The following is a 22776-nucleotide window of genomic DNA, read 5'->3' on the forward strand; positions in this document are numbered from 1 at the left end:
CCACGTCGGCACGGTGATCGCGACCGTGTCCGGACTGGTGCGGCCAGTTTCATGACCGGTGCCATGGCGGCCTCCGCACAAGGCCAGGACCGCCTCGGCGCCCACCGGGGAACGCAATCGGACTGGCGGCGCTGGGGAAGGCGGCGGTGGGCTGGCTTTCCGACGGCACCCCCTGGTCCACGGCGCTGGTGACGAACCTGCTGATGTTGGGGGCAACGGCGAGGCGGGGTAAACCCGTTCGTCTGTGTGATTTGGCTGCCGGGGAAAGTAAAAGGCTTACTTGGTCCAGTTTCTATCCGAGAATTCCTGAAAACTCTGTGAACCCGTTTCATAACGGCTGAGGCGGGGTGAGCGGCGGGAGTTCTGCGCGTTCGGAGGGTGTCTGACGTCCTTCGAGGTGGCCCATGTGGACCCCTGCCGCCCGCGCGCAGCTTGCGCGCGGCTCCCAGCCTTATGCAACGTGCCTAACCGATGCCGAGTGGGCCCTGGTCGAGCCCTTCTTGCCAAGCCCTGCAAAGACCGGACGACCCCGGTCCTGGCCGATGCGGCGGGTGGTTGATGCGATCCTCTACGTGCTCCGTACCGGCTGCGCCTGGGCGCATCTGCCCCGCGACTTCCCGCCGCCCGGGACCGTGCACCGTTGGTTCCTGCGCCTCTCGCGCCGGGGCACCTTCGAGCGACTGGCGCACGCCCTCATCATGGCCGACCGCGAGCGGGTCGGCCGAGAGGCCTCACCGACAGCGGCGGTGTTGGACGCCCAATCCGTCCGCTCGGGCGGTGTCGGCGTGAAAGGTGTCCGCGGCTACGATGCCGGGAAGAAGGTGACGGGCCGCAAGCGCCACGCCCTGGTGGACACGGACGGTAGGCTCCTGCTCGCCGCCATCTCGCCCGCCTGCCTGCATGACAGCCGAGGGGGTGCGGCCCTCCTGGCCATGTCGCGCCGCCCTTGGCCGTTCCTGGCCCGCTGCTTCGCCGACCGCGCCTACGCCGGTCCGCGGGTCGCCCGAGCCTCCCCCGTCGCCGTTACCATCATCGGCAGCGCACCCGGCCAGAAAGGCTTCGCCGTGCAACCCAGGCGCTGGGTGGTGGAGAGGTCCTTCGCTTGGTTCGGCCGCTGCCGACGCCTCGCTCGCGATCCCGAGGCCACCGTCGGTTCCGCCGTCGCCTTCTTCACCCTCGCCGCCGCCATGATCCTCGTCCGGCGTCTGGCTCAGCCGTTATGAAACGGGGTCTCACACCATACCCGAGCGTCACGCTGCTTTCTTCTGGATTGGCGGCAAAGAGCGATCGATGCTGGGAATTTGGTCGATCCATTCTTCTCCGATCCGCTTGCGTCTGCACCTTGCCTTCTCTGTAGGGTTGGATGATGTGATCCGTTCGGTGGAGGTGCTCCGCTCCAACCATGTCACTCCGCGCGCCGGCGGCGACGGCCCTGAGATTGGCGAACCCATCGTCTTCCCATGGATGCCCGCAGCAAGCGTCTACTTTAACGATCCTGACGGCCACTCCCTCGAATACATCAGCATCCTGCCTGATGCCTCAAGGCCAGATATAACTGGAACAATGAAGTTGTCTGAATGGCGGCAGATACATCGCTAAAAGTAGTGAAAGCTCAGCAAAATCGGTGAATCGCCGTATCCGTTCCGCGCCACGGAAGCGGCGTGTACAGACCCAATCGGTATGATGCTGCCTGAGTATGGCAGACGCAGGCGGCTTCTCCGCGCGGAAAGCCGCGAAGCGGGAAACTACCCTCAGTTCCTCGGCGTGGTCACGGTCTGGGAGGCCCAGGACGAGCACTCGTCGCTCGAAAGGGCGTGCTTGTCGCACTCCTGCAACCCGACCACATAGGTCGTGCCGAACTCGACGGTCCCCACCTTGTGGGCACAGGCCGGCAGCGACCGCCCGTCCTTGTAGATCCCGCAGTTCCGGCCGGACTTGATCTCCTGGATGATGTAGGGCTCCCGTCCCGCGATCCCGAAGCGGAGATGCACCGCATCCCAGCAGGCGGGCGCTCCCCTGAAGAAATAATGGATCTCGGCCTGCCGCTTGCTCGGCGGAATGGTGCCCGGCCCCACGACGATGCTCACGGTCGGCTTGTACTGCCGGCAGTCATTGCCCGCCGCGGCAGGCCCGGCACCAGCGAACAGGAACAGGCCGAGCACCGCCAGAACCCAAACCATCCTCATGGGACATGCCCTCCGACTTCCGTCGCATCCTCACCCCATTCGATACGAATCAGAAATTTTCCGGTGCCCGCCCCCGCTCATTTGGTGGTGAGGAGCCGTGCGGCTTTCCCCGATGGAAAGAAAAACGTCCGGCAGGGCCCTACTTCACCAGCATCAGCCAGGGCAGCCCCACTGCCAGGAAGACGATCAGGTTGATCGCCCCGAAGATCGTGCCCAGCCGCCAGAAATCCTTGACCGGCAGGAAGCCGCTGCCGGCATAGATCGGGCTCGGCCCGGTGCCATAGGGCGAGATGATGCCCATGATGCCCAGGCTCAGGCACAGCATCAGCGCCATCCGCTCCATCGGCATCCCGGGGATGGCGGCCGCCACGGTCAGCATCACCGGCAGCAGCGCGGTGACATGCGCGGTCACGCTCGCAAAGAGGTAGTGCAGCAGGAAGAAGGCCAGCACCAGCGCCGCCATCGCCGGCACCACCGGCAGCCCCTCCAGCGCGCCTCCGAGCAGCGCGGCGATCCAGCGCACCACGCCGACCTGGGCCAGCCCGCCGGCCAGGGTCACCAGCGTGCCGAACCAGACCAGCGTGTTCCAGGCCGGCTTGTCGGTCACCACGTCGTTCCAGGTGATGGTGCCGGTCAGCACCAGCAGCGCCACGACCAGCAGCGCCGCCATGGTCGGGTCCATGATCCCGGTGCCGAAGATCCACAGCGCCAGCGCCAGCACCACCAGCGCCGCGAGCATGATCTCCCGTCCCGTGAGCGGGCCGAGGTTCTTCAGTTCCGCCTGGGCCCAGGCCTGTACCTCGGGGCTGCGCCGCACCTCGGGCGGATAGAGCCTGTAGGCGAGCCAAGGAGTGGCCAGCAGCAGGATCGCGCCGACCGGCAGGAAGCCGACGAACCAGGAGGTCCAGTCCAGCGAGATATGCGCGGTCCGCCGCACCAGCTCCACCGCCAGCAGGTTCGGCGCCAGGGCGGTGAGGAAGAGCGAGCTGGTGACGCAGGTGGAGGCGATGGCCGTCCACATCAGGTAGCTGCCGATCCGCCGCGCCGAGGGGTCGTTCGGCCTGGAATCATAAAGGGGCGGCAGGTTCTTCACGATCGGGAAGATGGTGCCGCCGCTGCGCGCGGTGTTGGACGGGGTGAAGGGCGCCAGCACGCCGTCGGCGATCATCACCGCATAGCCGAGCGTCAGGGTGCGCCCGCCGAGCCGGGAAACCAGCAGCAGCGCCAGCCGCCGCCCCAGCCCGGTCCGCTCATAACCGAGCGAGAAGATGAAGGCTGCGAAGATCAGCCAGACCGTGCCGTTGGAGAAGCCCGACAGCGCCCAGGACACGGCAGCGGCGGTCGGGTTGAATCCCGGCTGCGCCAGCTGCTCCGGCGAGAACAGCACCCATTGCGCCGCGAGCCCCGCCAGCACCACGCCCACGAAGCCCACCGCCGGAGAGGGGATGGGCTCCGTGATCAGCCCCGCGATGACCGCCGCGAAGATGGCCAGGAAATACCAGGCATGCTGCTGCAGGCCAGGAGGATGGGGCAGAAGGGCGATGCCGACCCCGATCACCAGGGGAAGGACGGGGGCGACCCATCCACGCTTGGACATGGCGAAGTTCCGAATCCGGTTCTCCGCCCAGTTTCACCTTCTTCGCGCGGCCCGTTCTGACCTGGATCAAGTCCCCGCCATCACCAAAGGGCGAGCGGCCCGCATCCCCGGCGATGGGCCGCCTAGGCTGCGGCGCAGCGGGCGCAGGTCCCCTCCACCTCCACCGTGGCATGGTCCGGCCGGAACCCGACCCGCCGGGCGGCGGCCTCCACCGCCTGCATCACCGCCGGGTCGGCCATCTCCTGGGTGGTGCCGCACTGCCGGCAGATCAGGAACTGGTGCGGATGGCCGTGGGCGTGGCCATGATCAGCCTCCATGCAGCCGACAAAGGCGTTCAGCCGCTCGACCTTGTGGATCAGCCCCTGCTCCAGCAGGAAGTCCAGCGCCCGGTACACGGTGGGGGGCGCCGCGCCCGGCCGCTCGGCCTTCAGCAGGTCCAGCAGCGCATAGGCGCCCAGTGGCTGGTCCGCCCCCAGCACCAGCCCCAGCACCTGCCGCCGCAGCGGGGTGAGCTGCGCCCCGCGCTTCAGGCAGGATGTCGCCGCCCGATCCAGTGCCGCCTCAAGCCCCTGCGCCATGCCCCTGCTCCCATCCGGTCCATGATGCGTTATATAGTATCGCATGCAGAGCCACCCAATCGCCGCCCCTGGCACCAACCCCGGCCCTGATGCCGGAACTGCCCCGCAGCCGCCCGGCGAGGCGGCGATCGCGCGGTTCCTCGGCGGGCTGCGCTTCGACGCCCAGGGCCTCGTCGCCGCCGTGGCGCAGCAGCACGACACGGGCGAGGTGCTGATGCTCGCCTGGATGAACCGCGAGGCCGTGGCCGAGACCCTGCGGACCGGCCGGGTCACCTATTACAGCCGCTCCCGCCAGGGCCTCTGGCGCAAGGGCGACACCTCCGGCCAGGTGCAGCACCTGCGCGAGCTGCGCCTGGACTGCGACGGGGATGCTGTGCTGGCGCTGGTGGACCAGGTGGGCGTGGCCTGCCACACCGGCCGGCGCTCCTGCTTCTCCTGGGCGCTGCGCGGGGAGGCCCTGGCCGCCATCGCCGAACCCCTGGAAGACCCGGCCACGCTGTACGGCACGGCCGCGCCCGCCCACGGCCATTCCGGATAACGTGGCACCGGCAACCTGGAGGGAGGTCCTCCAGGCTCCCCTTCCACCTTGCGTTGTATCCATCCCACGGGCACTAATGGCGGCGGAATGAGACGCCGCACGGGCCGGGCCGCCCGACACCCCACCCGTCCGCACCCATGACCGAACCCGCCGCCCGGATCCTGTTCGACGACGGCCACCTGCGCGTCGTCCTCCAGCCCGCCGAGGGGAAGGCCCGCGGCACGCTGCTGACTTTCGCCGACCTGACCTTCCGCCCTGACGGAACGCGCGCCTGGGGCATGGTCCCGGCGCGCAGGCTCGGCCTCGACCTGATCGGCATCGTCAGCCACGCGCCGGACTGGTATCCCGCCCGCTCCGTCGAGGCCGCCGCCCGCGCGGTCCGCCCCTTCGTCGATGCGCGCACCGTCGCCTATGGCTACAGCATGGGGGCACACGCGGCGCTGAAGCATGCCCGGCGCCTGGGCGTGAACCATGCCCTGGCGATCTCGCCGCAATACTCGATCGACCCGGCCGTGGTGCCGGAGGACAACCGCTACGCGGGCTATTTCCGCAGGAAGCTGCATGCCGGCCTGCACATCGACGCGGACGAGCTGCCGCCGGTGCCGGTGATCGTGGCCGACCCCTATCACCGCGAGGACGGTGCCCAGGCCCGCGCCATCATGGCGGCCGGGCTGGCGCACTGGGTACCCGCACCCTTCATGGAGCACTGGGCGATCCACCTGTTCCGCAGCAGCCAGGTGCTGGGGGAGGCGCTGGACACGGTGCTGGCGAACGACCCGCTGGCGCTGCGCCAACTGCTCCGCCGCCGCCGCCAGACCCATGTCTGGCACCGGGTCGTGGCGCGTGAGGCGTTGCGGCGCGGGCATGAGGACCGGGCCACCCACCTCCGCGAGGGCGCCCTGCGCCATGGCTGCGATCCCGCCCTGCTTCGCGACGATCAGCGTGAGCTCGTGCCCATGATGCTGCGCCGCTTCTTCGAGGACGGGAGCTGGCACCGGCTGGACGCCGCCTGGTCCCGCTACGGCGCGGTGCTGTCGGGCGCCTTCGATCCGTTGCAGGAGGTCGGCCACATGCTGACTGCCGCCGGGCGTGGCGCCCTGGCCGAGCCCTTCTTCCGGGCCGCCCTGGATGTCCGCCGCGACATCGCGCATGTCCATGGCGGCCTTTCCGTCGCCCTGTCCGCCCAGGGCCGCCTGCGGGAGGCCGTGGATGCCGCCCTGGCCGGACGCGGCTGGGTGCCGGGCGATGCCGCCCTGGCGGTGCTGGCGGGCGAGGCTCTGCTGGAGGCCGGCGAGCCGGCCCTGGCCGAGCCGCATTTCCGCGCCGCCCTGGCCCCCGAGGAAGTCGATTCCGCCACCGGTCCCCGCGCCGTGGAACGGGCCCGCGCCCAGGCCGGCCTCGGCCGCGCCCTGGCGGGCCAGGGCCGCGAGGCCGAGGCCGTCGCCGCGCTGCGCCGGGCCGTCGCGCTGGACCCGCAGGCCGAGTCCCATGCCCTGGCCCTGGCAACCCTGCTGCGCGACACCGGGGCGGCCGAGGAAGCCCTGCTGGCCTGCCAGGGCCTGCTGGCGCGGCACCCGGATAGCGAGGCCGCCCGCCGTCTCTTCGCCAGCCTCGCCGCGGCGCCGCCCACACGGCCGGAGCCGCCGCCTCCCACAACAGCCGCCCAGGGCGGCGGCTTCCTGTCGCGCCTGCTCGGACGGGGTTGAGCCGCCCCATAGCCCGGTGGGGTGGAACTGCTCTATGCCCTACCCAATGTCCGACCCCGTCTCGCCCCTGCGCACGGAGACCCTGCGCGGCGCCGCGCTGCGCCCCTGGCTGCCGGCCCTGTCTCGCCTGCGCGTCGCGGTGTTCCGCGACTGGCCCTATCTCTACGAAGGCGATCCGCGCTGGGAGGAGGACTACCTCGCCGCCTATGCCGACCGCCCCGATGCCGCCGCCGTCCTGGCCTTTGCCGGGGAAGAAGGGGGCCGCGAGGTCGTCGGCGCCGCCACCTGCCAGCCCATGGCGGAAACCCATGACGCGGTGCGCGAGGCCTTCTCCCGGGCCGGGCTCGACCCGGCGGCCTTCTGCTATTTCGGCGAATCGGTCCTTCTCGCCCCCTGGCGCGGCCAGGGCATCGGCCTCCGCTTCTTCGAGGGGCGCGAGGCCCATGCCCGCGCCCTGGGCCTGAGGCACGCCGCCTTCGTGGGCGTGCGGCGCGACCCGGCGGATCCGCGCCGCCCGGCGGGGCATGTGCCGCTGGACGGGTTCTGGGCAAGGCGCGGCTACCGCCACCATCCGGAAATCATGGTGCGCATGGACTGGCCGGAGATCGGGAGCGACGGCGGCGAGGTGGCGCACGAGCTCACCGCCTGGCTGAAGGACCTGGCATGACCCCGCCCGCCCCGCTCCGCCTCGCGCTGCTGCAATACCCGGTGGAGCGCCCGCGCGACGTGGCGGCCTTCGCGGCGAAGCTCGACACCTGGCTGGCCCGCATCGCCGGGCAGGCCGACCTCGCCGTCCTGCCGGAATACGCCGCCGTGGAACTCGGCGCCGCTCTTTCCGGCAATGCATGGGCCGGCAGCACGGGCGACGGCCTCGCCGTGGACGAGGCCGGCGAGCTGCGTGCCATGACCGATGCCGCCCCCGCCATCCTGGCGGCCATGCAGGAGGCTGCCCGCCGCGCCGGGCTCTGGCTGCTCCCCGGCACCCTGCCCATGCGCGGCCCGGACGGGCTGGTGCGCAACCGCGCCCCGCTGATCGACCCGGAAGGCCGCCTCGCCTTCCAGGACAAGCGCTTCATGACCCGCTTCGAGGCCGAGCGCTGGATCGTCTCCCCTGGTGCCGCGCCGCAGGTCTTCGACACGCCCTGGGGCCGGATCGGCATCTCCATCTGCTACGACGTGGAGTTCCCGGCCCATGTCCGCGCCCAGGTCGAGGCCGGGGCCTGGCTGGTCCTCGCCCCCTCCTGCACGGACACGATGCACGGCTTCAACCGCGTGCGCTTCTCCGCCGCCGCCCGGGCGCTGGAAAGCCAGTGCTACGTCGCCGTCACCCCCACCGTGGGCCTTGCCCCCTGGTCGGCGGCGCTGGACGTGAACCGGGGCTTCGCGGCGGTCTTCGGCCCGGTCGATCGCGGCTTCCCGGAGGATGGCGTCCTGGCCCGCGGCGCGCTGGACGAGCCCGGCTGGGTGCTGGCCACGCTCGATCCCGCCCGGATCGAGGCGGTGCGGGCCGATGGCGGGGTGCGCAACCACCACGACTGGCCCGCCGCCCCCTTCCCCATTCCATTGCCGGGACGCTTCGCATGACGGAGGCGCCGCTGGTCTACCTGGTCGCCGGGGAAGCCTCCGGCGACGTGCTCGGCGCCCGGCTGATCGCCGCGCTGCGTGCGATGCGCCCTGATCTCCGCTTCGCCGGAGTGGGCGGGGAGCGCATGGCGGAACAGGGGGTCCAGAGCCTCTTCCCCATGCGGGAACTCGCCCTGATGGGACTGCTGGAGGTGCTGCCGAACCTCCGCCGCCTCGCCCGGCGGCTGGACGAGACGGTGGCTGACATCGCTGCCTGCCGCCCGGCTGTGCTGGTGACCATCGACGCACCCAGCTTCGCCCTGCGCGTCGCGGCCCGGGTGCGCCCCACCGGCCTGTCGGTGGTGCACTACGTCGCCCCGCAGGTCTGGGCCTGGAAGCCTTGGCGCGTGAAGAAGATCGCCCGGCAGGTGGACCGCATCCTGGCCCTGCTGCCCTTCGAGGCGCCCTTCTTCGAGAAGGCAGGCATCCCCGTCAGCTTCGTCGGCCATCCGGTGCTGGAAAGCGGCGCCGACCGGGGCGACGCCGCCTGCTTCCGTGCCCGCCACGGCCTGTCGCCGGAGGAGCGCGTGGTGCTGGTCATGCCCGGCAGCCGCCGCACCGAGGTCGCCCGCCTCCTGCCCATTTTCGGCGAGGCTCTGCGCCGGACCGAGGCACGGGTGCCCGGCCTGCGCCCCGTGGTGCCGCTGGCCGGGCCGGTGGAGGAGGCCGTCCGCGCCGGCACCGCCTCCTGGTCCCCCGCCCCGATCCTGGTGCGCGACGTGGCGGAGAAATACGACGCCTTCGCCGCCGCGCGGGAAAGCGGCGGGGTGGGGCTGATCAAGTCCGGCACCTCCTCGCTGGAGGTGGCACTCGCCCGGGTGCCGATGGCCGTGGCCTATCGCGTGAACCCGGTCACGGCGGAAATCGTCCGTCGCATCATCAAGGTGCGCTTCGCCAGCATCGTGAACCTGCTGGCCGACGCCGAGGTGATCCCGGAATACATCCAGGAGAACTGCACGCCGGAGAAGCTGTCCGCCGAGCTGGTCCGGCTGCTCACCGAACCCGGCGCCCGGCAGGGGCAGGAGGAAGGCTTCGCCCGCCTGCTGGAACAGCTCCGCCCCGGCCCGGGCCTGCTGCCCAGTCAGGCCGCCGCCCGGGCGGTGCTGGCGGAAATCGCGGCCCGGGCGCCATCATCCCTCCCGCCGCCCGCCGAATCGGAGCCCTCCCTCCCGGCCGCCGGCGCCTGAGCCGGAGGGCCCCGCCCGCACCATGCTGATCCCGTCGCTGCGCTTCGCCACGAGAAGCCTGCGCCTTCGCCCCGGCCTCTCCCTGGGCCTGCTGGTCGGGCTGGGCTGCTGGGGCGCCCTGGCCCGCTTCACCCCGCTGCGCCATTCCGCCGCCCTGCTCATCGGCTGGAACGCGGCGATGCTGGTCTATCTCCTGATGCTGCTCCATGGCGCCCTGACCGCCGATCCGAGGCTGGCCAAGAAACGCGCCGAGGCCCTGGACGAGACGCGCTGGGGCGTGCTGGGCGGCACGGTGACGGCGGTGCTGGTGTCCCTGATCGGAGTGGCGCTCGACATGGCCGGGGCCAAGGGGGATTCGCCCTGGACCTCCGCCCTCGCCATGGCCACGGTCCTGCTGTCCTGGGTCTTCGTGCAGGTACTCTTCGCGACGCACTACATGCACGAGGCAGCGCTGCGCGGCGGCATCGAGTTCCCCGGCGGCGAGAAGCATCCGGACCTGCTGGAATTCCTCTATTTCTCCTTCACCGTGGGCATGACCGCCCAGGTCTCGGACGTCACCACCTCCTCTCCCGGGATGCGGCGGCTGGTGCTGCTGCACGGCATCCTGTCCTTCATCTTCAATGCCGCCGTCATCGCCGGGACGGTCAATATCGCGGCCGGACTCGCAGGTTGACGCTGAACACGCATTGACATGTCAAGACCCTGTCAGAATCTGTGGCATGGGAGGAAAAGGGGACACCATGTTGGAGGCCCAGACGCTCAGCATCAGCGTCGCGCGCAACTGGCGGTCGCTCTACGAGGCGCTCTGGCATCCAGAGAGCTTTCCGCTCTGGGCCACCGGACTCAGCGCCTCCTCGTTGGAACCGGATGGCGATGCCTGGGAAGCCCTGGGCTCCGAAGGCCCAATCCGGATCCGCTTCACCGGTCACAATGCCTTCGGCGTCATGGACCACTGGGTGGAGCTCCAGGACGGAAAGATGGTCCATGTACCAATGCGAGTCGTCGCCAATGGCGAAGGTGCCGAGGTGATGCTCACCCTCTACCGCCAGGCTGGCATGTCAGAGGAAGCCTTCCGGCACGACCAGGACTGGGTGCGACGTGACCTGCAGCGCCTGCGCGAACGCTTCAGTTCAGTTCCTTTTTCGCCGGATCCATCAAGCTGATCTTCATACAGCCGTTACCGACACGGCTATGTCGTGTCAGGCTCGGTGACGGTCCCACAAAATACACTCAGCAATAGCTTGGGCCATCATGCTTTCGGAATGGGTCCTTGTTAGATGGAAAAAACGGGACCGCCCCGTCCTCAGGGGAAAGAAACTCGGTTTCATATTCCAATCCGGGTTCCTGGAGGCGCTTTGTCTTGAACGAACCCAGGAACACAGAACCCGTTTCATAACGGCTGAGGCGGGGTGAGCGGCGGGAGTTCTGCGCGTTCGGAGGGTGTCTGACGTCCTTCGAGGTGGCCCATGTGGACCCCTGCCGCCCGCGCGCAGCTTGCGCGCGGCTCCCAGCCTTATGCAACGTGCCTAACCGATGCCGAGTGGGCCCTGGTCGAGCCCTTCTTGCCAAGCCCTGCAAAGACCGGACGACCCCGGTCCTGGCCGATGCGGCGGGTGGTCGATGCGATCCTCTACGTGCTCCGTACCGGCTGCGCCTGGGCGCATCTGCCCCGCGACTTCCCGCCGCCCGGGACCGTGCACCGTTGGTTCCTGCGCCTCTCGCGCCGGGGCACCTTCGAGCGACTGGCGCACGCCCTCATCATGGCCGACCGCGAGCGGGTCGGCCGAGAGGCCTCACCGACAGCGGCGGTGTTGGACGCCCAATCCGTCCGCTCGGGCGGTGTCGGCGTGAAAGGTGTCCGCGGCTACGATGCCGGGAAGAAGGTGACGGGCCGCAAGCGCCACGCCCTGGTGGACACGGACGGTAGGCTCCTGCTCGCCGCCATCTCGCCCGCCTGCCTGCATGACAGCCGAGGGGGTGCGGCCCTCCTGGCCATGTCGCGCCGCCCTTGGCCGTTCCTGGCCCGCTGCTTCGCCGACCGCGCCTACGCCGGTCCGCGGGTCGCCCGAGCCTCCCCCGTCGCCGTTACCATCATCGGCAGCGCACCCGGCCAGAAAGGCTTCGCCGTGCAACCCAGGCGCTGGGTGGTGGAGAGGTCCTTCGCTTGGTTCGGCCGCTGCCGACGCCTCGCTCGCGATCACGAGGCCACCGTCGGTTCCGCCGTCGCCTTCTTCACCCTCGCCGCCGCCATGATCCTCGTCCGGCGTCTGGCTCAGCCGTTATGAAACGGGGTCTCAGAAAGCAGGGCGCCTGCTCACTCGCTTCGGACGAAGCGGAACCGGGAGAGGCAGGGCCTCTCCCGTGCCGTCGCCATCAGCGCGGCAGGGCGTCCAGCCCCGCCGCGAGGTCCGCGATCAGGTCCGCCGGGTCCTCCAGCCCGATATGCAGGCGGAAGGCCTGGCCGCCCAGGGCCAGGGGCGTGGCGGTGCGGGTGACGGCGGTGGGAAGGGCCAGGCTCTCATAGCCGCCCCAGGAGGCGCCGATGCCGAAATGGTGCAGCCCATCCACCAGGGCGCACATCTCCTCGCGGGAATAGCGCGGCTGCAGCACCACGCCGAAGAGCGAGCAGGTGCCGGTGAAGTCGCGCTTCCAGATCCCGTGCTGCGGGTGGGAGGGCAGGGCCGGGTGGAGGACGCGGGCGACCTCCGGCCGGCCTTCCAGCCAGCGGGCGACCTCCAGCCCGTTCTCCGCCTGATGCTTCAGCCGCACCGGCAGGGTACGGAGGCCACGCAGGGCAAGCCAGCAGTCGTCCGGGCTGGCGAACTGGCCCAGCGCCACATAGGCGTTGCGGACGGTCTGCCAGTCCTCGGGCGTATTCACGGTGACGCTGCCGAGCAGGATGTCGGAATGGCCGCCGACATACTTGGTCAGCGCCTGGATCGAGACATCGACGCCATGCTCGAAGGGCTGGAAGTGGTGGATGCCCCAGGTGTTGTCCATCAGCACCTTGGCGCCGTGGCGGTGCGCGGCGCGGACGATGGCGGGGATGTCCTGCACCTCGAAAGTATGGCTGCCGGGGCTTTCGGTCATCACCACGCGGGTGTTGGGGCGGAGCAGTGCCTCCATGCCCGCCTCGTCCACCAGCGGGTCGTAATACTCGACCTCGATCCCCCAGCCCCGGATCAGCCCGTCCGCGAGGCGCCGGGTGGGGCCGTAGATGCTGTCGGCGATCAGGCAGTGGTCGCCCGCCTTGAGATAGGCGAGCAGCGGCACGGCGATGGCGGCCAGGCCGGTGCCGACGATCAGGCAGCGCGTGCCACCCTCGACCTCGGCGATGGCATCCTCCAGCGCATGATGCGTCGGGCCGCCGGCGGTGCCGTAGGTAAGGACCTGCTCGAAGCTGCGCCTGTGGACGGCATCCATGGCCTCGCAGGAGGCATGGAGCACGGTGGAGCCACGCTGCACTGGCGGGTTGACGAAGCCGTGCCGGCGCAGCGGCGCGCGGCCCGCCTGGGTCATGCGGGTCTCGAAGGAAAGCTCCGGGCGGGAAGCGGGCGGGCGGGGCAGCGTATCGGGCATCACTTGACCTTCGGGGTTTCGGGCCGGGCCGCCCATTCGGTCCAGGAGCCGTCATAGACGGCGGCCTCGGGCAGCCCGGCGCGATGCAAGCCGAAGGCCAGGACGCAGGCGGTGATGCCGGTGCCGCAGCTGGTCACCACCGGGCGCGTGCCGTTCACCCCGGCGGCGGCGAACTTCTCGCGCAGCGCCTCGGGCGGCAGGAAGGTGCCGCCGGGGGCGATGAGCTCGGTGGCGGGCAGGTTGCTGGCGCCGGGCATGTGGCCGGAGGGCAGGCCGGGGCGCGGTTCCGCTGCCGTGCCCTCGAAGCGGCCCCGGGCGCGGGCGTCGAGGATCAGCGCCGCGCCGCCTTCCGCATCCGGTGCCGTGGCGAAGGGGCTGGTCTGTCGTACGATCCGCTTCACGTCGCCGATGCCGGCCAGGAAGGCGGCGATGAAGTCGGGCTGGTAGGCGGCGGGCGTCGCGGGGGCGGGCTCGCCGCTCTCCACGGGACGGCCCTCGGCCTGCCATTTCGGCAACCCGCCATCGAGCACGGCGACCTTGGTGTGGCCGAAGAGGCGCATCAGCCACCAGCCGCGCGGGGCGGAGAAGATGCCCTTCTGGTCGTAGAACACCACGCGCGTGTCGTTGCCGATGCCGAGCGCCCCGACGAGGCGCGCGAAGCGGCCCGCCGTGGGCGCCATGTGCGGCAGGTCGGTCTCCGGATCGGCGATCTCGTCCACGTCGAGGAAGCGGGCGCCGGGGATATGGGCCCGGGCGAACTCGGCGCGGCCGGTCCTGCCCTCGGGCGGCAGGTAGTAGGTGATGTCCAGGAGCACGAGGTCGGGTTTGCCGAGCTCGGCGGCGAGCCATTCGGTGGTGACGAGCGAATCCATCCCGGTTCAGTCCTTCAGCACGATATGGACGCGGCGGTTCTGCTTGCCCTTGCTTTCCAGCTTGGTCACCTCCACCGCGCCGATCTCCCTGGTGGAGCGGACATGCGTGCCGCCGCAGGGCTGCAGGTCCACCGGCGATTCCTCGGAGCCGATGCGGACGAGGCGGATCTGGCCGGCGCCGCGCGGCGGCTGCACCGAGAGGGTGCGGACCAGGCCGGGATTGCGGTCCAGCTCGGCCTCCTCGATCCAGCGCTCCTCCACAGGATGGTCGGCGGCGATCAGCGCGTTGAGCTGCATGGTCAGCCATTCCTTCGGCGGCGGCTCGGGCAGGTCGAAGTCGAGGCGCGACTTCTCGGCCCCGATCTGGTTTCCGGTGGCGTAGATGCCCGGCATCACGGCGCAGAGCAGGTGCAGGGTGGTGTGCATCCGCATGTGGCGGTGGCGGCGCTCCCAGTCGATCGAGGCGACCACATGCGTGCCGGGCTCAGGGCGCGGCGCGTCCTCGGGCACCGTGTGGAGGACGGTGTTGTCCAGCCCCTTCAGCGCCTCGGCGACCTTGGCCTCGGCGTAGCTCCCGTCCGGCTTCGCCCAGCGCAGCGTGCCGGAATCCCCGGGCTGGCCGCCGGCGCGGGCATAGAAGAGGGTGCGGTCCAGCACCACGCCCTCGGGGCCGGAGGAGACGACGGTCGCGCCCGCGTCGCGTCCATAGGGGTCGAGGCGGTACAGCAGCTCGGTCATCGTCGTTCCACTCCGCAAACGCGTTCCACGGTCCCGCCCGGGCCGGCGGGGCGCCGCGCCGGGACGGCGACCGGACACGGAACACGGAACAGGCCGCCGGGCGGGCGCCGCCGGGCCGGGCGCCCTGGTCATCCCATGCGGTGGACCCTAGCCTCGGGGCGATACGCCGTCCACACGAGCACCTCCTCCATGCAAGACCCGGCCAGCGCCGTGCGCAGGCGCGCCATCCTCCTCGTCCTCGGGGAGGCCCTGGCCTTCTCGCTGGTCGCCGCGATGATCAAGCTGCTGGGCGGCGCGATCCCGCTGGCGGAGGTGATGCTCTTCCGCAACCTCTTCGCCCTGCCGGCCCTGATGCCGCAGGCCATGGCGCATGGCGGCTGGCGGGCGCTGCGGACCCGGGCGCCGCTCGGCCACCTGCAACGCAGCGGCTGGGGGCTGCTGGCCATGGGCGGTTCCTTCTACGGCTATGCCCATCTGCCGCTCGCCCTGGCCAGCGCGCTCACCTTCACCATGCCGCTCTTCCTTACGGTCCTGTCTGTGCCGCTGCTGGGCGACCGGGTGGGGCCGCGGCGGGTCTCGGCGGTGCTGGTGGGCTTCAGCGGGGTGCTGGTGATGCTCTCGCCTGGTCTGCTGCCCGGCACGGGGGCGGCCGCGCCCGATCCCGCCGCGGTCTGCGTGGTGCTGCTGTCCGCCATCGGCTGGGCACTGGCGATGATCTCGATCCGCCGCATGGGCACGGGCGGGGAGCCGGGCGTGACCATCGTGCTCTGGTACGCGCTCTCGGGCGTGGTCGCCTGCTCCATTGCCTCGCTGCCCATCTGGGTCTGGCCCACGGCGGGGCAATGGGCGTTGCTGGCCGGGATCGGGATGGTCTCGGGCGTCGGCCAGCTCCTGCTGACGGCAGCCTATCGCAGCGGCGAGGCGGCGATGCTGGCACCGTTCGAGTATTCCGGCCTGATCTGGGCCACCCTGTTGGGCAGCCTGCTCTGGGGCGAGTTCCCGGGCCTCGCCGACCTGGCCGGCTTCCTGATCCTGGTCTCGGCGGGGCTGTTCATCTGGCGCACCGAGGTGACGCGCGGGCCTGATGCCGGGGCGCGAAAGGTCCCGGCTTTCGCGGCCGGGTGCTGTGCGCGGGGCTGGCGGAGCGGCTGCGCGCCGGGGAGGCAAGGCGCCATCGGCGGTCTTTTCCCTTGATCCAGATCATGGCGGCGTTTTCATCTGTCGTGGGATGAAGCCCTCGTGCCGGACGGCTCCGCCGCGCTGGCTTCGTCAGGGACAGAACCAAGGAGGACGCTGTGAAAGTTCGCGAGATCATGACCAGCCAGGTGATGACGGTCGGCCCGGATACGCCGGTGCCCGCCCTGGCCAGCCTTTTCGCCTCGCGCGGGATTTCCGGCGTGCCGGTGGTGGACGCGACGGGCCAGCTCGTCGGCCTCGTGACCGAGGGCGACCTGCTGCGCCAGATCACGGGCGAGGAGGAGGCGCAGTCCTGGTTCCGCCGCCTGATCGAATCCGCGCCGAGCCAGGCTCTCCAGTACGTGCAGTCGCATGGGCGCGTGGCGCGCGACCTGATGACGACCAGCCTGGAAACGGTGGGCGAGGATGACAGCATCCAGAAGGCCGCGGGGATCATGGCGAAGCGCAACATCCGCCGCCTGCCGGTGGTGCGCGACGGCAAGCTGGTCGGCATCCTGTCCCGCGCCGACCTGATGAAGGCCATCGTCGCCCCTCCGGCGCAGGCGCCCGGCGAGACCAGCGATGCCGAGATCGAGCGGAAGCTGGTGGCCGAGATGCGCCGGCACAGCTGGGCCGATGCCTATTACATCTTCCCGCATGTGGAGAAGGGCACGGTGCAGTTCCACGGCTTCTGCAACTCCGACGATGTGGAGCGTGGGCTGCGGGTGCTGGCGGAGGGCATCCCGGGTGTGAAGGGCGTGACCTTCGACCTGTCCCCCGTGCCGCCGCCGATGCTGGCCTGACGGGCCCGGGGGCCGTTCGGTCCGGGGAAGGCGCCGCCTTCCCCCCGCTTGTGTGTCAGGAGGGGCATTCCGGCCCGACGACGCGCCCAGCGCCATGGAAGACCGTCACGGAATCCCGCCGCGCCACGGCCAGCAGCGTCATGTCGAGCGCCCGGGCGCGTTCCAGCGCCAGGGAGGTCGGCGCCGAGACCGCCACGAGGCTGCGCGCCCCGAAGGCCGCCGCCTTCTCCACCATCTCGAAGGAGCAGCGGCTGGTGATCAGCAGGAAGCCTTCCGCCGCCGATCCCCCCCGGCGCAGGGCGGCGCCGATCAGCTTGTCCAGCGCGTTGTGCCGGCCGACATCCTCGCGCAGCAGGCGCAGCCCGCCATCCGGCCCCGCCCAGGCGGCGGCATGGACGGCGCGGGTCTCCTGGTTCAGCACCTGCGCCGCCTCCATCGCGTCCAGCGCGGCGCGGATCGCCCCGGCTTCCAGCACCGGCGCGGGGGCGGCGGGCGCGGGCGCGGCGGGCAGGGCCTCCAGCTCTTCGATCCCGCAGAGGCCGCAGCCGGTCCGACCGGGCAGACTGCGCTCCCGCGCCCGGCGCTGCGCCAGGTGACGGCGCAGAGCGCCGGCCTCCAGCGTGATGTCGAGGGCGAGGCCCCGGTCCTCCCCGCGCAGCGCCACCCCGCGGATCTCGTCAGGGGAGGCGACGATCCCCTCGGTCAGGCTGAAGCCGTAGGCGAAATCCTCCAGATCCGCCGGCGTGGCCATCATCACCGCGAAGGGGACGGAGGAATAGGCCAGGGCCACGGGCGTTTCCGCCGCCACCATCAGCGCCTGCGGGCGGGCTGGGCCGGAGGCGAAGGGCAGGCGGCTGGCCTCGGCGGCGACGGCGGTGGGAAGCGGTTCGGGCGAAGTCGTCATCGGCGGGTCCTGGGGCCGGTCCGGCCCGCAGCATCAATGGCGCCGGGCCGGACGGGAGACAACCGGCCGCATCCGGCCGTGGGGATGCCGATCCCGTGACCGGCCACGCGGCGGAGGATTCCCGTGTTGACCCCGGAATGGGACGGTTCGTCCGCCGGACGTTATGAGCCTGGTGCAGGCCACGGCATGGACCTGCGGGGGGGCTGCGCGGCGGGGCCTGGTCTATGATCCGCGCCAGAAAAAGGGGGTCACTCCATGAGCTTCACCATTCCGACGGCCCGCCTCGAGTTCCTGTTGCAGGAGGACTCTCCCTACGGTGACCTGACCACCCAGGGCCTGGGTATCGGCGAGTTGCATGGCCGCCTGTCGATGACGGCCGGGGCGCTGATGACCGTGTGCTGCGCCGAGGAGGCGGAGACGCTGTTCCGCCTCGCCGGCTGCGATGAGGTGCAGAGCTTCTGCCGCTCCGGCGCGCAGGTCGAGGAAGGCAGCCCGATCCTCCAGGCGCGCGGCCCGGCCGGCGCGCTGCACCGCGCCACCAAGACGGCGCAGACGCTGGTGGAGCTGACCTCCGGCATCGCCACCGCCGCCGCCCGGCTGCGGGCGGCCGCACGGCAGATACGCCCGGAGATCGCCGTGGCCTGCACGCGCAAGCACCTGCCCGGGGCAAAGGACCTGATGCTGCGCGCCATCACGGCGGGCGGCTGCGTGCCGCACCGGCTCGGCCTGTCCGACAGCGTGCTGGTCTTCGCGCAGCACCGGGGCTTCCTCGGGCGGCAGCCGCCGCATCTCTGGCTGGCGCAGCTCCGCGCCGCGCAGCCGGAGCGCAAGATCGCCGTCGAGGCCGGCAATGTGGACGAGGCGGTGCAGTTCGCCCATTCCGGGGCGGACATCGTGCAGTGCGACAAGTTCTCGCCGGAACAGGTGGGCGAGGTGGTGCGCGCGCTGAACGGCCACCAGCAGCGGCCGGTGCTGATCGCCACCGGCGGCATCGGCGACCGCAACATCGCCGACTATGCCCGGACCGGGGTGGATGTGATCGTGACCTCCGCCCCCTATACGGCGCCGCCGCTCGACGTGCGGGTGTCGATCGAGCGCAACGGACGCTGAGCGCCGGCAGGGGCCGCGGCCGCCATGCCGCCAACCCCGGCCGGCGGCCTCAATGGAGCCGCTGGAGCTGCTCCCCGACCAGCCGGGTGAAGGTGGGGACGCCCGGCCAGCCGGTGATCCTGCCCCGGGGGCGCCGCCCGGCGAAGATCAGGAAGGCCGGGATGCCGAGCAGCCCGAAGCGTGTCGCCAGGCGGAGATCGTCGCGCAGGTCGCTTTCGAGCCAGCGGACGCCGGGCCAGCGGAAGCTTTCCGGCTTGCTGCGCAGGGCTGTGCGGACAGCGTCGCAATCGGCGCAGCGGCTGCCCCAGAGATAGAGGATGCTCACCTCGCCCGGTGCGCTTTCGGCGAGGACGGAATCCAGTTCGGGATCGGTGACGGGGCGCATGGGCAGGCGCCCGAAGGCGCTGAAAGCGATGATGCTGGCCAAGGGCTCTTCCTCCTGAACGCGGGGGGTGGCCATGTCCTGGCTCTGCTGCGTCCCCGCCGGCCGCCGCAGCTTAAACGCCGCAGGGGCCGGCGCGTGACAAAAGGAAGACAGCCGGGATCACAGGATGGCGGGCCGTCGGCCCCGGGGACAGCCGCCCCGGGACAACCGCCCCGGGACGGCCGCGCCGGGACGGCCGCGCCGGGACGGCCGCGCCGGGACGGCCGCGCCGGGTTGCCGCGTCAGGGTGCCGCCTCGCGCCGCAGGGCCGCGGCCAGGGCGTGGGCCTCCTGGGCGGCCAGGCCGCGCGGCGCGTCCTCCACCGCGCCGAGGCCGCGTCCGAAGGCGGCGGCGAAGGCGGTGCGGTTGCCGAGCGTGGCGGACAGGACCGGCAGGTCGCGCTTGCGCAGATGGGCCCGCACCTCGTCGCGCAGCCGCCCCTGGGAGGGGACGCGGTTCAGCAGCAGGGCGACGGGGCGCTTCTCGTCGGCGGCGACCGAGAGGGTGGCGTCGATGGCCCAGACATCGGGCATCGAGGGCTGCAGGGGGATGAGCACGAGATCGGCCGCGCGGATGGCGCGGCGGGCATCGGCATCGGCATGGGGCGGCGTGTCGAGGATCAGGAAGCCGGGAGCCTTGCGGCGCTTCTCCACCATCTGCGACACGCGCCAGCCCGCCGGGGCGTCGAAATCCAGCGCCGGGGCATCCTCCGGCCGTTCCTGGTGCCAACGGCTGAGCGTGCCCTGCGGGTCGGTGTCGAGCAGGGCGACGGGAATGCCCTCGGCCAGCAGGGCGGTCGCCAGGTTAGCCGCCACCGTGGACTTGCCCGCGCCGCCCTTCTGGCTCGCCACCGCCACCACGAATGCCATTGCCGTCCTCTTTCCTGGGGCTGCCGGGTGCCCCCGGAGCCAGGGGCTGCGGGGGCCGGCGCGAATCCGTCTCCGGTGACAGACTGGGGCTTTTCATCCGGTTTGGCGAACGACCCCGCGAGGGGCGGCGCCCACCGGGCCGGTGTCAGGCGACGCCGTGGTCGCGGAACCAGGCGAGCATGCGGCGCCAGCCATCCTCGGCGGCCTCGCGGCGGTAGCTGGGGCGGTAGTCGGCGTGGAAGCCGTGCGGCGCGTCCGGAAGGACCACGATCTCCACCTGCCGGCCGGCGGCGCGGGCCTTTTCCGCCGCCGCCTGCACCTGGGCCACCGGGATGCCCTGGTCGGCGCCCCCATAGAGGCCGAGCAACGGGCATTTCAGCTCGGCGGCCACATCGGTGGGGGTGCGCGGCTGGATGTCGCTGGTGCCGCCGCCGACCGGCCCGTACCAGGCCACGGCGGCCTTCAGGGCGGGGTTCCGGGCGGCGTAGAGCCATGTGTTGCGGCCGCCGCGGCAGAAGCCGGTGACGCCGAGCCGTGTGGTGTCGCCGCGCCCCTCGGCCCTGGCCCAGGCCACGGTGGCATCGAGGTCCGACAGCATGGTGTCGTCGGGCGCCTTGCTGATCACGTCGCGCACGATCTGCTGCACGTCGGTCATCTTCGAGAGATCGGCGAGGCGGGCATAGAGTTCCGGCGCCACGGCGAGGTAGCCGGCCTTGGCGAGGCGGCGACAGATGTCCTTGATGTAGTCGTGGACCCCGAAGATCTCCTCGATCACCAGCACGGTGGGGAAGGGGCCTTCGCCGGCCGGACGGGCGGCATAGGCGGGGATCTGGGCGCCGCCGGTGGGGATCTGCACCTCGCTGGCCCAGAGGCCGACATTGTCCGTCTGGATCACCTGGGCCGCCGCGCCATGGGCGGTGGCCAGGGTCAGGCCGGTCATCAGCGAGGTCATGACGATGGTGCGCCGGTGCAGGCCGCGGCCGTCCGGGGCACCCCCCTGGTTGGCGGTGGACCGTGGGCTGGCAGGTTGGATCAGGCCGTCGAGGCCGTGCAAATCCGTCATCGTCATATCCTTCCGTCCGGCTGGCGCCGGAAAGGGTGGGGACCCCGGCGCATCCGGGGGCGGGGCGCGGCGTTGGCAGGGTGACATGGGGGTGGGGGCGCGGGAAGCTCCCGTCCCCGGTGCTCACGGGCTTCCTATCGTCCGCCGCACCGTTCGACCGGCCGCCCGTCCGCTGTCCCCCCCCCCTTGGTCCCCCTGATCCCTCCTGAGGGGCGGCCGGCCTTCGCGAGGAACCTGGCTTGATCCGCAAGACGCACCCCATCCCACCGGAACTGCTGACCCCCGCCGAGATGGCCCGCGCCGATGCGCTGGCCGCCGTCGCCGGGCACCCGACGGCGGCGTTGATGGCGGCCGCCGGGCGGGCGGTGGCGCGGGCGGTGCGCCGGCGCTGGCGACCCCGGCGGGTCGTGGTGCTGTGCGGCCCCGGCGACAACGGGGGCGACGGCTGGGTGGCGGCGCGGCTGCTGGCGCAGGAGGGCTGGTCCGTCGCGGTGGCGGCCCTGGCGGAGCCGCGTCCGGGCGGGGCGGCGGCGGAGGCCGCGGCGCGCTGGCGGGGACCGAGGCTGGGCTGGGACCCGGTGGCGGTGTCGCGGGCGGAGGTGGTGGTGGATGCGGTCTTCGGCGCCGGCCTGTCGCGGCCAGTGGAAGGGACGGTCGCGGATGTGCTGCGTGCCATAGCGGCGCCGGTCCTCGCCGTGGATGTGCCGAGCGGGGTGGATGGCGGCACGGGACAGGTGCGGGGCCAGGCGGCCCGAGCCGTGGCGACCGTGACCTTCGCGCGGCTGAAGCCGGGCCATCTGCTGCTGCCCGGGCGCGAGTTCTGCGGCGAGGTGGAGCTGGCGGAGATCGGCCTGCCGGATTCCGTCATCGCCGAGGTGGGGCCGCGTGCCTTCCGCAACGGGCCCTGGCTGTGGCGCCTGCCGCACCCGTCGGCGGCGATGCACAAGCACGAGCGTGGCCATGTGGTGGTGGCCGCCGGGGCGACCATGCCCGGGGCGGCGCGGCTGGCGGCGGCGGCGGCGCGCCGGGCGGGGGCGGGGATGCTGACGGTTGCCGCGACCTCGCCGGGGGCCGCCTTCATCCTGCGCGGCGTCGCCATGCCCGGCGACATCATCGCCGACCCGCCGCCGGACGCACTGATCGGCGGCAAGGGGCGGGTCTGGGTCCTGGGGCCAGGCCTGCCGCCGGACGAGCGGGCGGGCGCGTTGCTGGACAAGGTGCTCGCGGCGGGGCAGCCGGTGGTGGCGGATGCCGGGGCGCTGACCCTCTGCGCCGGGAATCCGGACCGGCTGCGCGGCGCCACCATCGTCACACCCCATGCCGGGGAGTTCGCGCGGGTCTTCGGCGCGGTGGGGGAGGACCGGCTGGCCTCGGCGCGCGCGGCGGCGGCGCGGACCGGGGCGGTGGTGGTGCTGAAGGGCAGCGACACGGTGGTCGCCGCGCCGGACGGGCGGGTGGCGATCAACGACAACGCCCCGCCGGGCCTGGCCACCGCCGGGACGGGGGATGTGCTCTCCGGGATCTGCGGCGCCTTCCTGGCACAGGGGATGCCGCCCTTCGAGGCCGCGGCGGCGGCGGTCTGGGTGCATGGCGCCGCTGCCTCGCCGGGGCGGGGGCTGATCGCCGAGGATGTCGTGGCGGGGATTCCCGCCGCGCTGGCCCGGACGGAGGAAGCGCGCCCCGGCGGGTGACGGCGTCCCGCAATCACCGGATGGGGCGGGGGCCGGTTGGCGCCTCCTGGCCGGGCAGGCCTATCGGCCTCGCGGGGAGGATGACTTTCGCGAGCGTCAAGGGGAGGATTTTCCCGCGAAAGTGGTCGTCCG

General features: G+C 71.7%; 24 protein-coding genes. 14 read left to right on the top strand and 10 right to left on the bottom strand.

Features of this window, described 5'->3' with window-relative positions:
• The first annotated feature begins 404 nt into the window (after positions 1-404).
• Positions 405-1223 (top strand): IS5 family transposase, encoded by an 819-nt coding sequence (locus tag CTJ15_RS06735; protein ID WP_099780842.1) that lies wholly within the window; start codon positions 405-407, stop codon positions 1221-1223.
• A 67-nt stretch (positions 1224-1290) separates the two neighbouring features.
• Positions 1291-1599 (top strand): VOC family protein, encoded by a 309-nt coding sequence (locus CTJ15_RS23900; protein WP_126281842.1) that lies wholly within the window; start codon positions 1291-1293, stop codon positions 1597-1599.
• A gap of 152 nt (positions 1600-1751) precedes the next feature.
• On the opposite strand, the gene CTJ15_RS06740 is transcribed toward CTJ15_RS23900, so the two are convergent.
• The 3 genes from CTJ15_RS06740 to CTJ15_RS06750 all read right to left on the bottom strand — a co-directional run bounded on the left by CTJ15_RS06740 (position 1752) and on the right by CTJ15_RS06750 (position 4361).
• Entirely contained in the window at positions 1752-2186 is a 435-nt protein-coding gene (locus CTJ15_RS06740; protein WP_026032999.1) for a hypothetical protein, read from the bottom strand.
• Between the two features lie 139 nt (positions 2187-2325).
• Positions 2326-3783 (bottom strand): anion permease, encoded by a 1458-nt coding sequence (locus CTJ15_RS06745; RefSeq protein ID WP_075822309.1) that lies wholly within the window; start codon positions 3781-3783, stop codon positions 2326-2328.
• Between the two features lie 122 nt (positions 3784-3905).
• Entirely contained in the window at positions 3906-4361 is a 456-nt protein-coding gene (locus CTJ15_RS06750) for a Fur family transcriptional regulator (protein WP_019460005.1), read from the bottom strand.
• A 43-nt stretch (positions 4362-4404) separates the two neighbouring features.
• Here CTJ15_RS06750 and hisI point away from each other — a divergent pair, with 43 nt between their 5' ends.
• The 8 genes from hisI to CTJ15_RS06790 all read left to right on the top strand — a co-directional run bounded on the left by hisI (position 4405) and on the right by CTJ15_RS06790 (position 11700).
• A complete protein-coding gene (hisI, locus tag CTJ15_RS06755; RefSeq protein ID WP_019460004.1) occupies positions 4405-4899 on the top strand; it encodes a phosphoribosyl-AMP cyclohydrolase in 495 nt (164 codons plus the stop codon).
• A 137-nt stretch (positions 4900-5036) separates the two neighbouring features.
• Positions 5037-6605, top strand: coding sequence for a lipopolysaccharide assembly protein LapB (locus CTJ15_RS06760; RefSeq protein WP_099781374.1), 1569 nt, complete (start codon positions 5037-5039; stop codon positions 6603-6605).
• 34 nt (positions 6606-6639) lie between these two features.
• Positions 6640-7272, top strand: a complete 633-nt coding sequence (locus CTJ15_RS06765) for a GNAT family N-acetyltransferase (protein ID WP_226946066.1) — start codon at positions 6640-6642, stop codon at positions 7270-7272.
• Positions 7269-8189, top strand: coding sequence for a carbon-nitrogen hydrolase family protein (locus CTJ15_RS06770; RefSeq protein ID WP_075822513.1), 921 nt, complete (start codon positions 7269-7271; stop codon positions 8187-8189). The genes CTJ15_RS06765 and CTJ15_RS06770 overlap by 4 nt, the downstream gene beginning before the upstream one ends.
• On the top strand, positions 8186-9415 hold the full coding sequence (gene lpxB, locus CTJ15_RS06775) for a lipid-A-disaccharide synthase (protein ID WP_075822514.1): 1230 nt from the start codon (positions 8186-8188) through the stop codon (positions 9413-9415). The genes CTJ15_RS06770 and lpxB overlap by 4 nt, the downstream gene beginning before the upstream one ends.
• Positions 9416-9437: 22 nt before the next feature.
• Positions 9438-10088, top strand: coding sequence for a DUF1345 domain-containing protein (locus CTJ15_RS06780; protein ID WP_019459999.1), 651 nt, complete (start codon positions 9438-9440; stop codon positions 10086-10088).
• A 67-nt stretch (positions 10089-10155) separates the two neighbouring features.
• Positions 10156-10578 carry a polyketide cyclase gene (locus CTJ15_RS06785; protein WP_075822515.1) on the top strand — a complete coding sequence of 141 codons (423 nt, stop codon included), beginning with the start codon at positions 10156-10158 and terminating at the stop codon, positions 10576-10578.
• Between the two features lie 303 nt (positions 10579-10881).
• Positions 10882-11700, top strand: a complete 819-nt coding sequence (locus tag CTJ15_RS06790) for an IS5 family transposase (RefSeq protein WP_099780839.1) — start codon at positions 10882-10884, stop codon at positions 11698-11700.
• Positions 11701-11788: 88 nt separating this feature from the next.
• Here the strand turns inward: CTJ15_RS06790 and metC are convergent, their stop codons facing one another.
• From metC to CTJ15_RS06805, 3 genes are read right to left on the bottom strand one after another with little or no spacing between them, the layout of a single operon-like run.
• Positions 11789-12994: a cystathionine beta-lyase gene (gene metC, locus CTJ15_RS06795; protein ID WP_075822310.1), complete on the bottom strand. Its 1206-nt coding sequence runs from the start codon at positions 12992-12994 to the stop codon at positions 11789-11791.
• Positions 12994-13866, bottom strand: coding sequence for a sulfurtransferase (locus CTJ15_RS06800; RefSeq protein ID WP_099781375.1), 873 nt, complete (start codon positions 13864-13866; stop codon positions 12994-12996). The genes metC and CTJ15_RS06800 overlap by 1 nt, the downstream gene beginning before the upstream one ends.
• A gap of 6 nt (positions 13867-13872) precedes the next feature.
• The gene (locus tag CTJ15_RS06805) at positions 13873-14604 is read right to left on the bottom strand and encodes an alanyl-tRNA editing protein (RefSeq protein WP_075822312.1); all 732 of its coding nucleotides are present in this window, start codon (positions 14602-14604) and stop codon (positions 13873-13875) included.
• A gap of 189 nt (positions 14605-14793) precedes the next feature.
• Between CTJ15_RS06805 and CTJ15_RS06810 the strand changes: the two genes are divergently transcribed.
• Positions 14794-15798: a DMT family transporter gene (locus CTJ15_RS06810; RefSeq protein WP_226946067.1), complete on the top strand. Its 1005-nt coding sequence runs from the start codon at positions 14794-14796 to the stop codon at positions 15796-15798.
• 101 nt (positions 15799-15899) lie between these two features.
• On the top strand, positions 15900-16583 hold the full coding sequence (locus tag CTJ15_RS06815) for a CBS domain-containing protein (protein WP_026033002.1): 684 nt from the start codon (positions 15900-15902) through the stop codon (positions 16581-16583).
• A gap of 55 nt (positions 16584-16638) precedes the next feature.
• Here CTJ15_RS06815 and fdhD read toward each other — a convergent pair whose 3' ends face one another.
• Positions 16639-17487: a formate dehydrogenase accessory sulfurtransferase FdhD gene (gene fdhD, locus CTJ15_RS06820; protein ID WP_099781376.1), complete on the bottom strand. Its 849-nt coding sequence runs from the start codon at positions 17485-17487 to the stop codon at positions 16639-16641.
• Between the two features lie 255 nt (positions 17488-17742).
• On the opposite strand from fdhD, the gene modD reads away from it, so the two are divergent.
• Positions 17743-18597, top strand: a complete 855-nt coding sequence (gene modD / locus CTJ15_RS06825; protein WP_075822314.1) for a ModD protein — start codon at positions 17743-17745, stop codon at positions 18595-18597.
• A gap of 49 nt (positions 18598-18646) precedes the next feature.
• On the opposite strand, the gene CTJ15_RS06830 is transcribed toward modD, so the two are convergent.
• From CTJ15_RS06830 to CTJ15_RS06840, 3 genes are all read right to left on the bottom strand, one after another.
• Entirely contained in the window at positions 18647-19024 is a 378-nt protein-coding gene (locus CTJ15_RS06830; RefSeq protein ID WP_019460017.1) for a thioredoxin family protein, read from the bottom strand.
• Between the two features lie 239 nt (positions 19025-19263).
• A complete protein-coding gene (gene parA / locus CTJ15_RS06835) occupies positions 19264-19890 on the bottom strand; it encodes a ParA family partition ATPase (RefSeq protein ID WP_099781378.1) in 627 nt (208 codons plus the stop codon).
• A gap of 145 nt (positions 19891-20035) precedes the next feature.
• Positions 20036-20953 carry a dienelactone hydrolase family protein gene (locus tag CTJ15_RS06840; protein ID WP_216348716.1) on the bottom strand — a complete coding sequence of 306 codons (918 nt, stop codon included), beginning with the start codon at positions 20951-20953 and terminating at the stop codon, positions 20036-20038.
• 239 nt (positions 20954-21192) lie between these two features.
• Between CTJ15_RS06840 and CTJ15_RS06845 the strand changes: the two genes are divergently transcribed.
• The gene (locus tag CTJ15_RS06845) at positions 21193-22644 is read left to right on the top strand and encodes an NAD(P)H-hydrate dehydratase (RefSeq protein WP_099781379.1); all 1452 of its coding nucleotides are present in this window, start codon (positions 21193-21195) and stop codon (positions 22642-22644) included.
• Positions 22645-22776 lie beyond the last annotated feature (132 nt).

This window comes from Roseomonas sp. FDAARGOS_362 (genome assembly GCF_002754815.1).
GTDB classification, from domain to species: Bacteria; Pseudomonadota; Alphaproteobacteria; order Acetobacterales; family Acetobacteraceae; genus Roseomonas; species Roseomonas mucosa.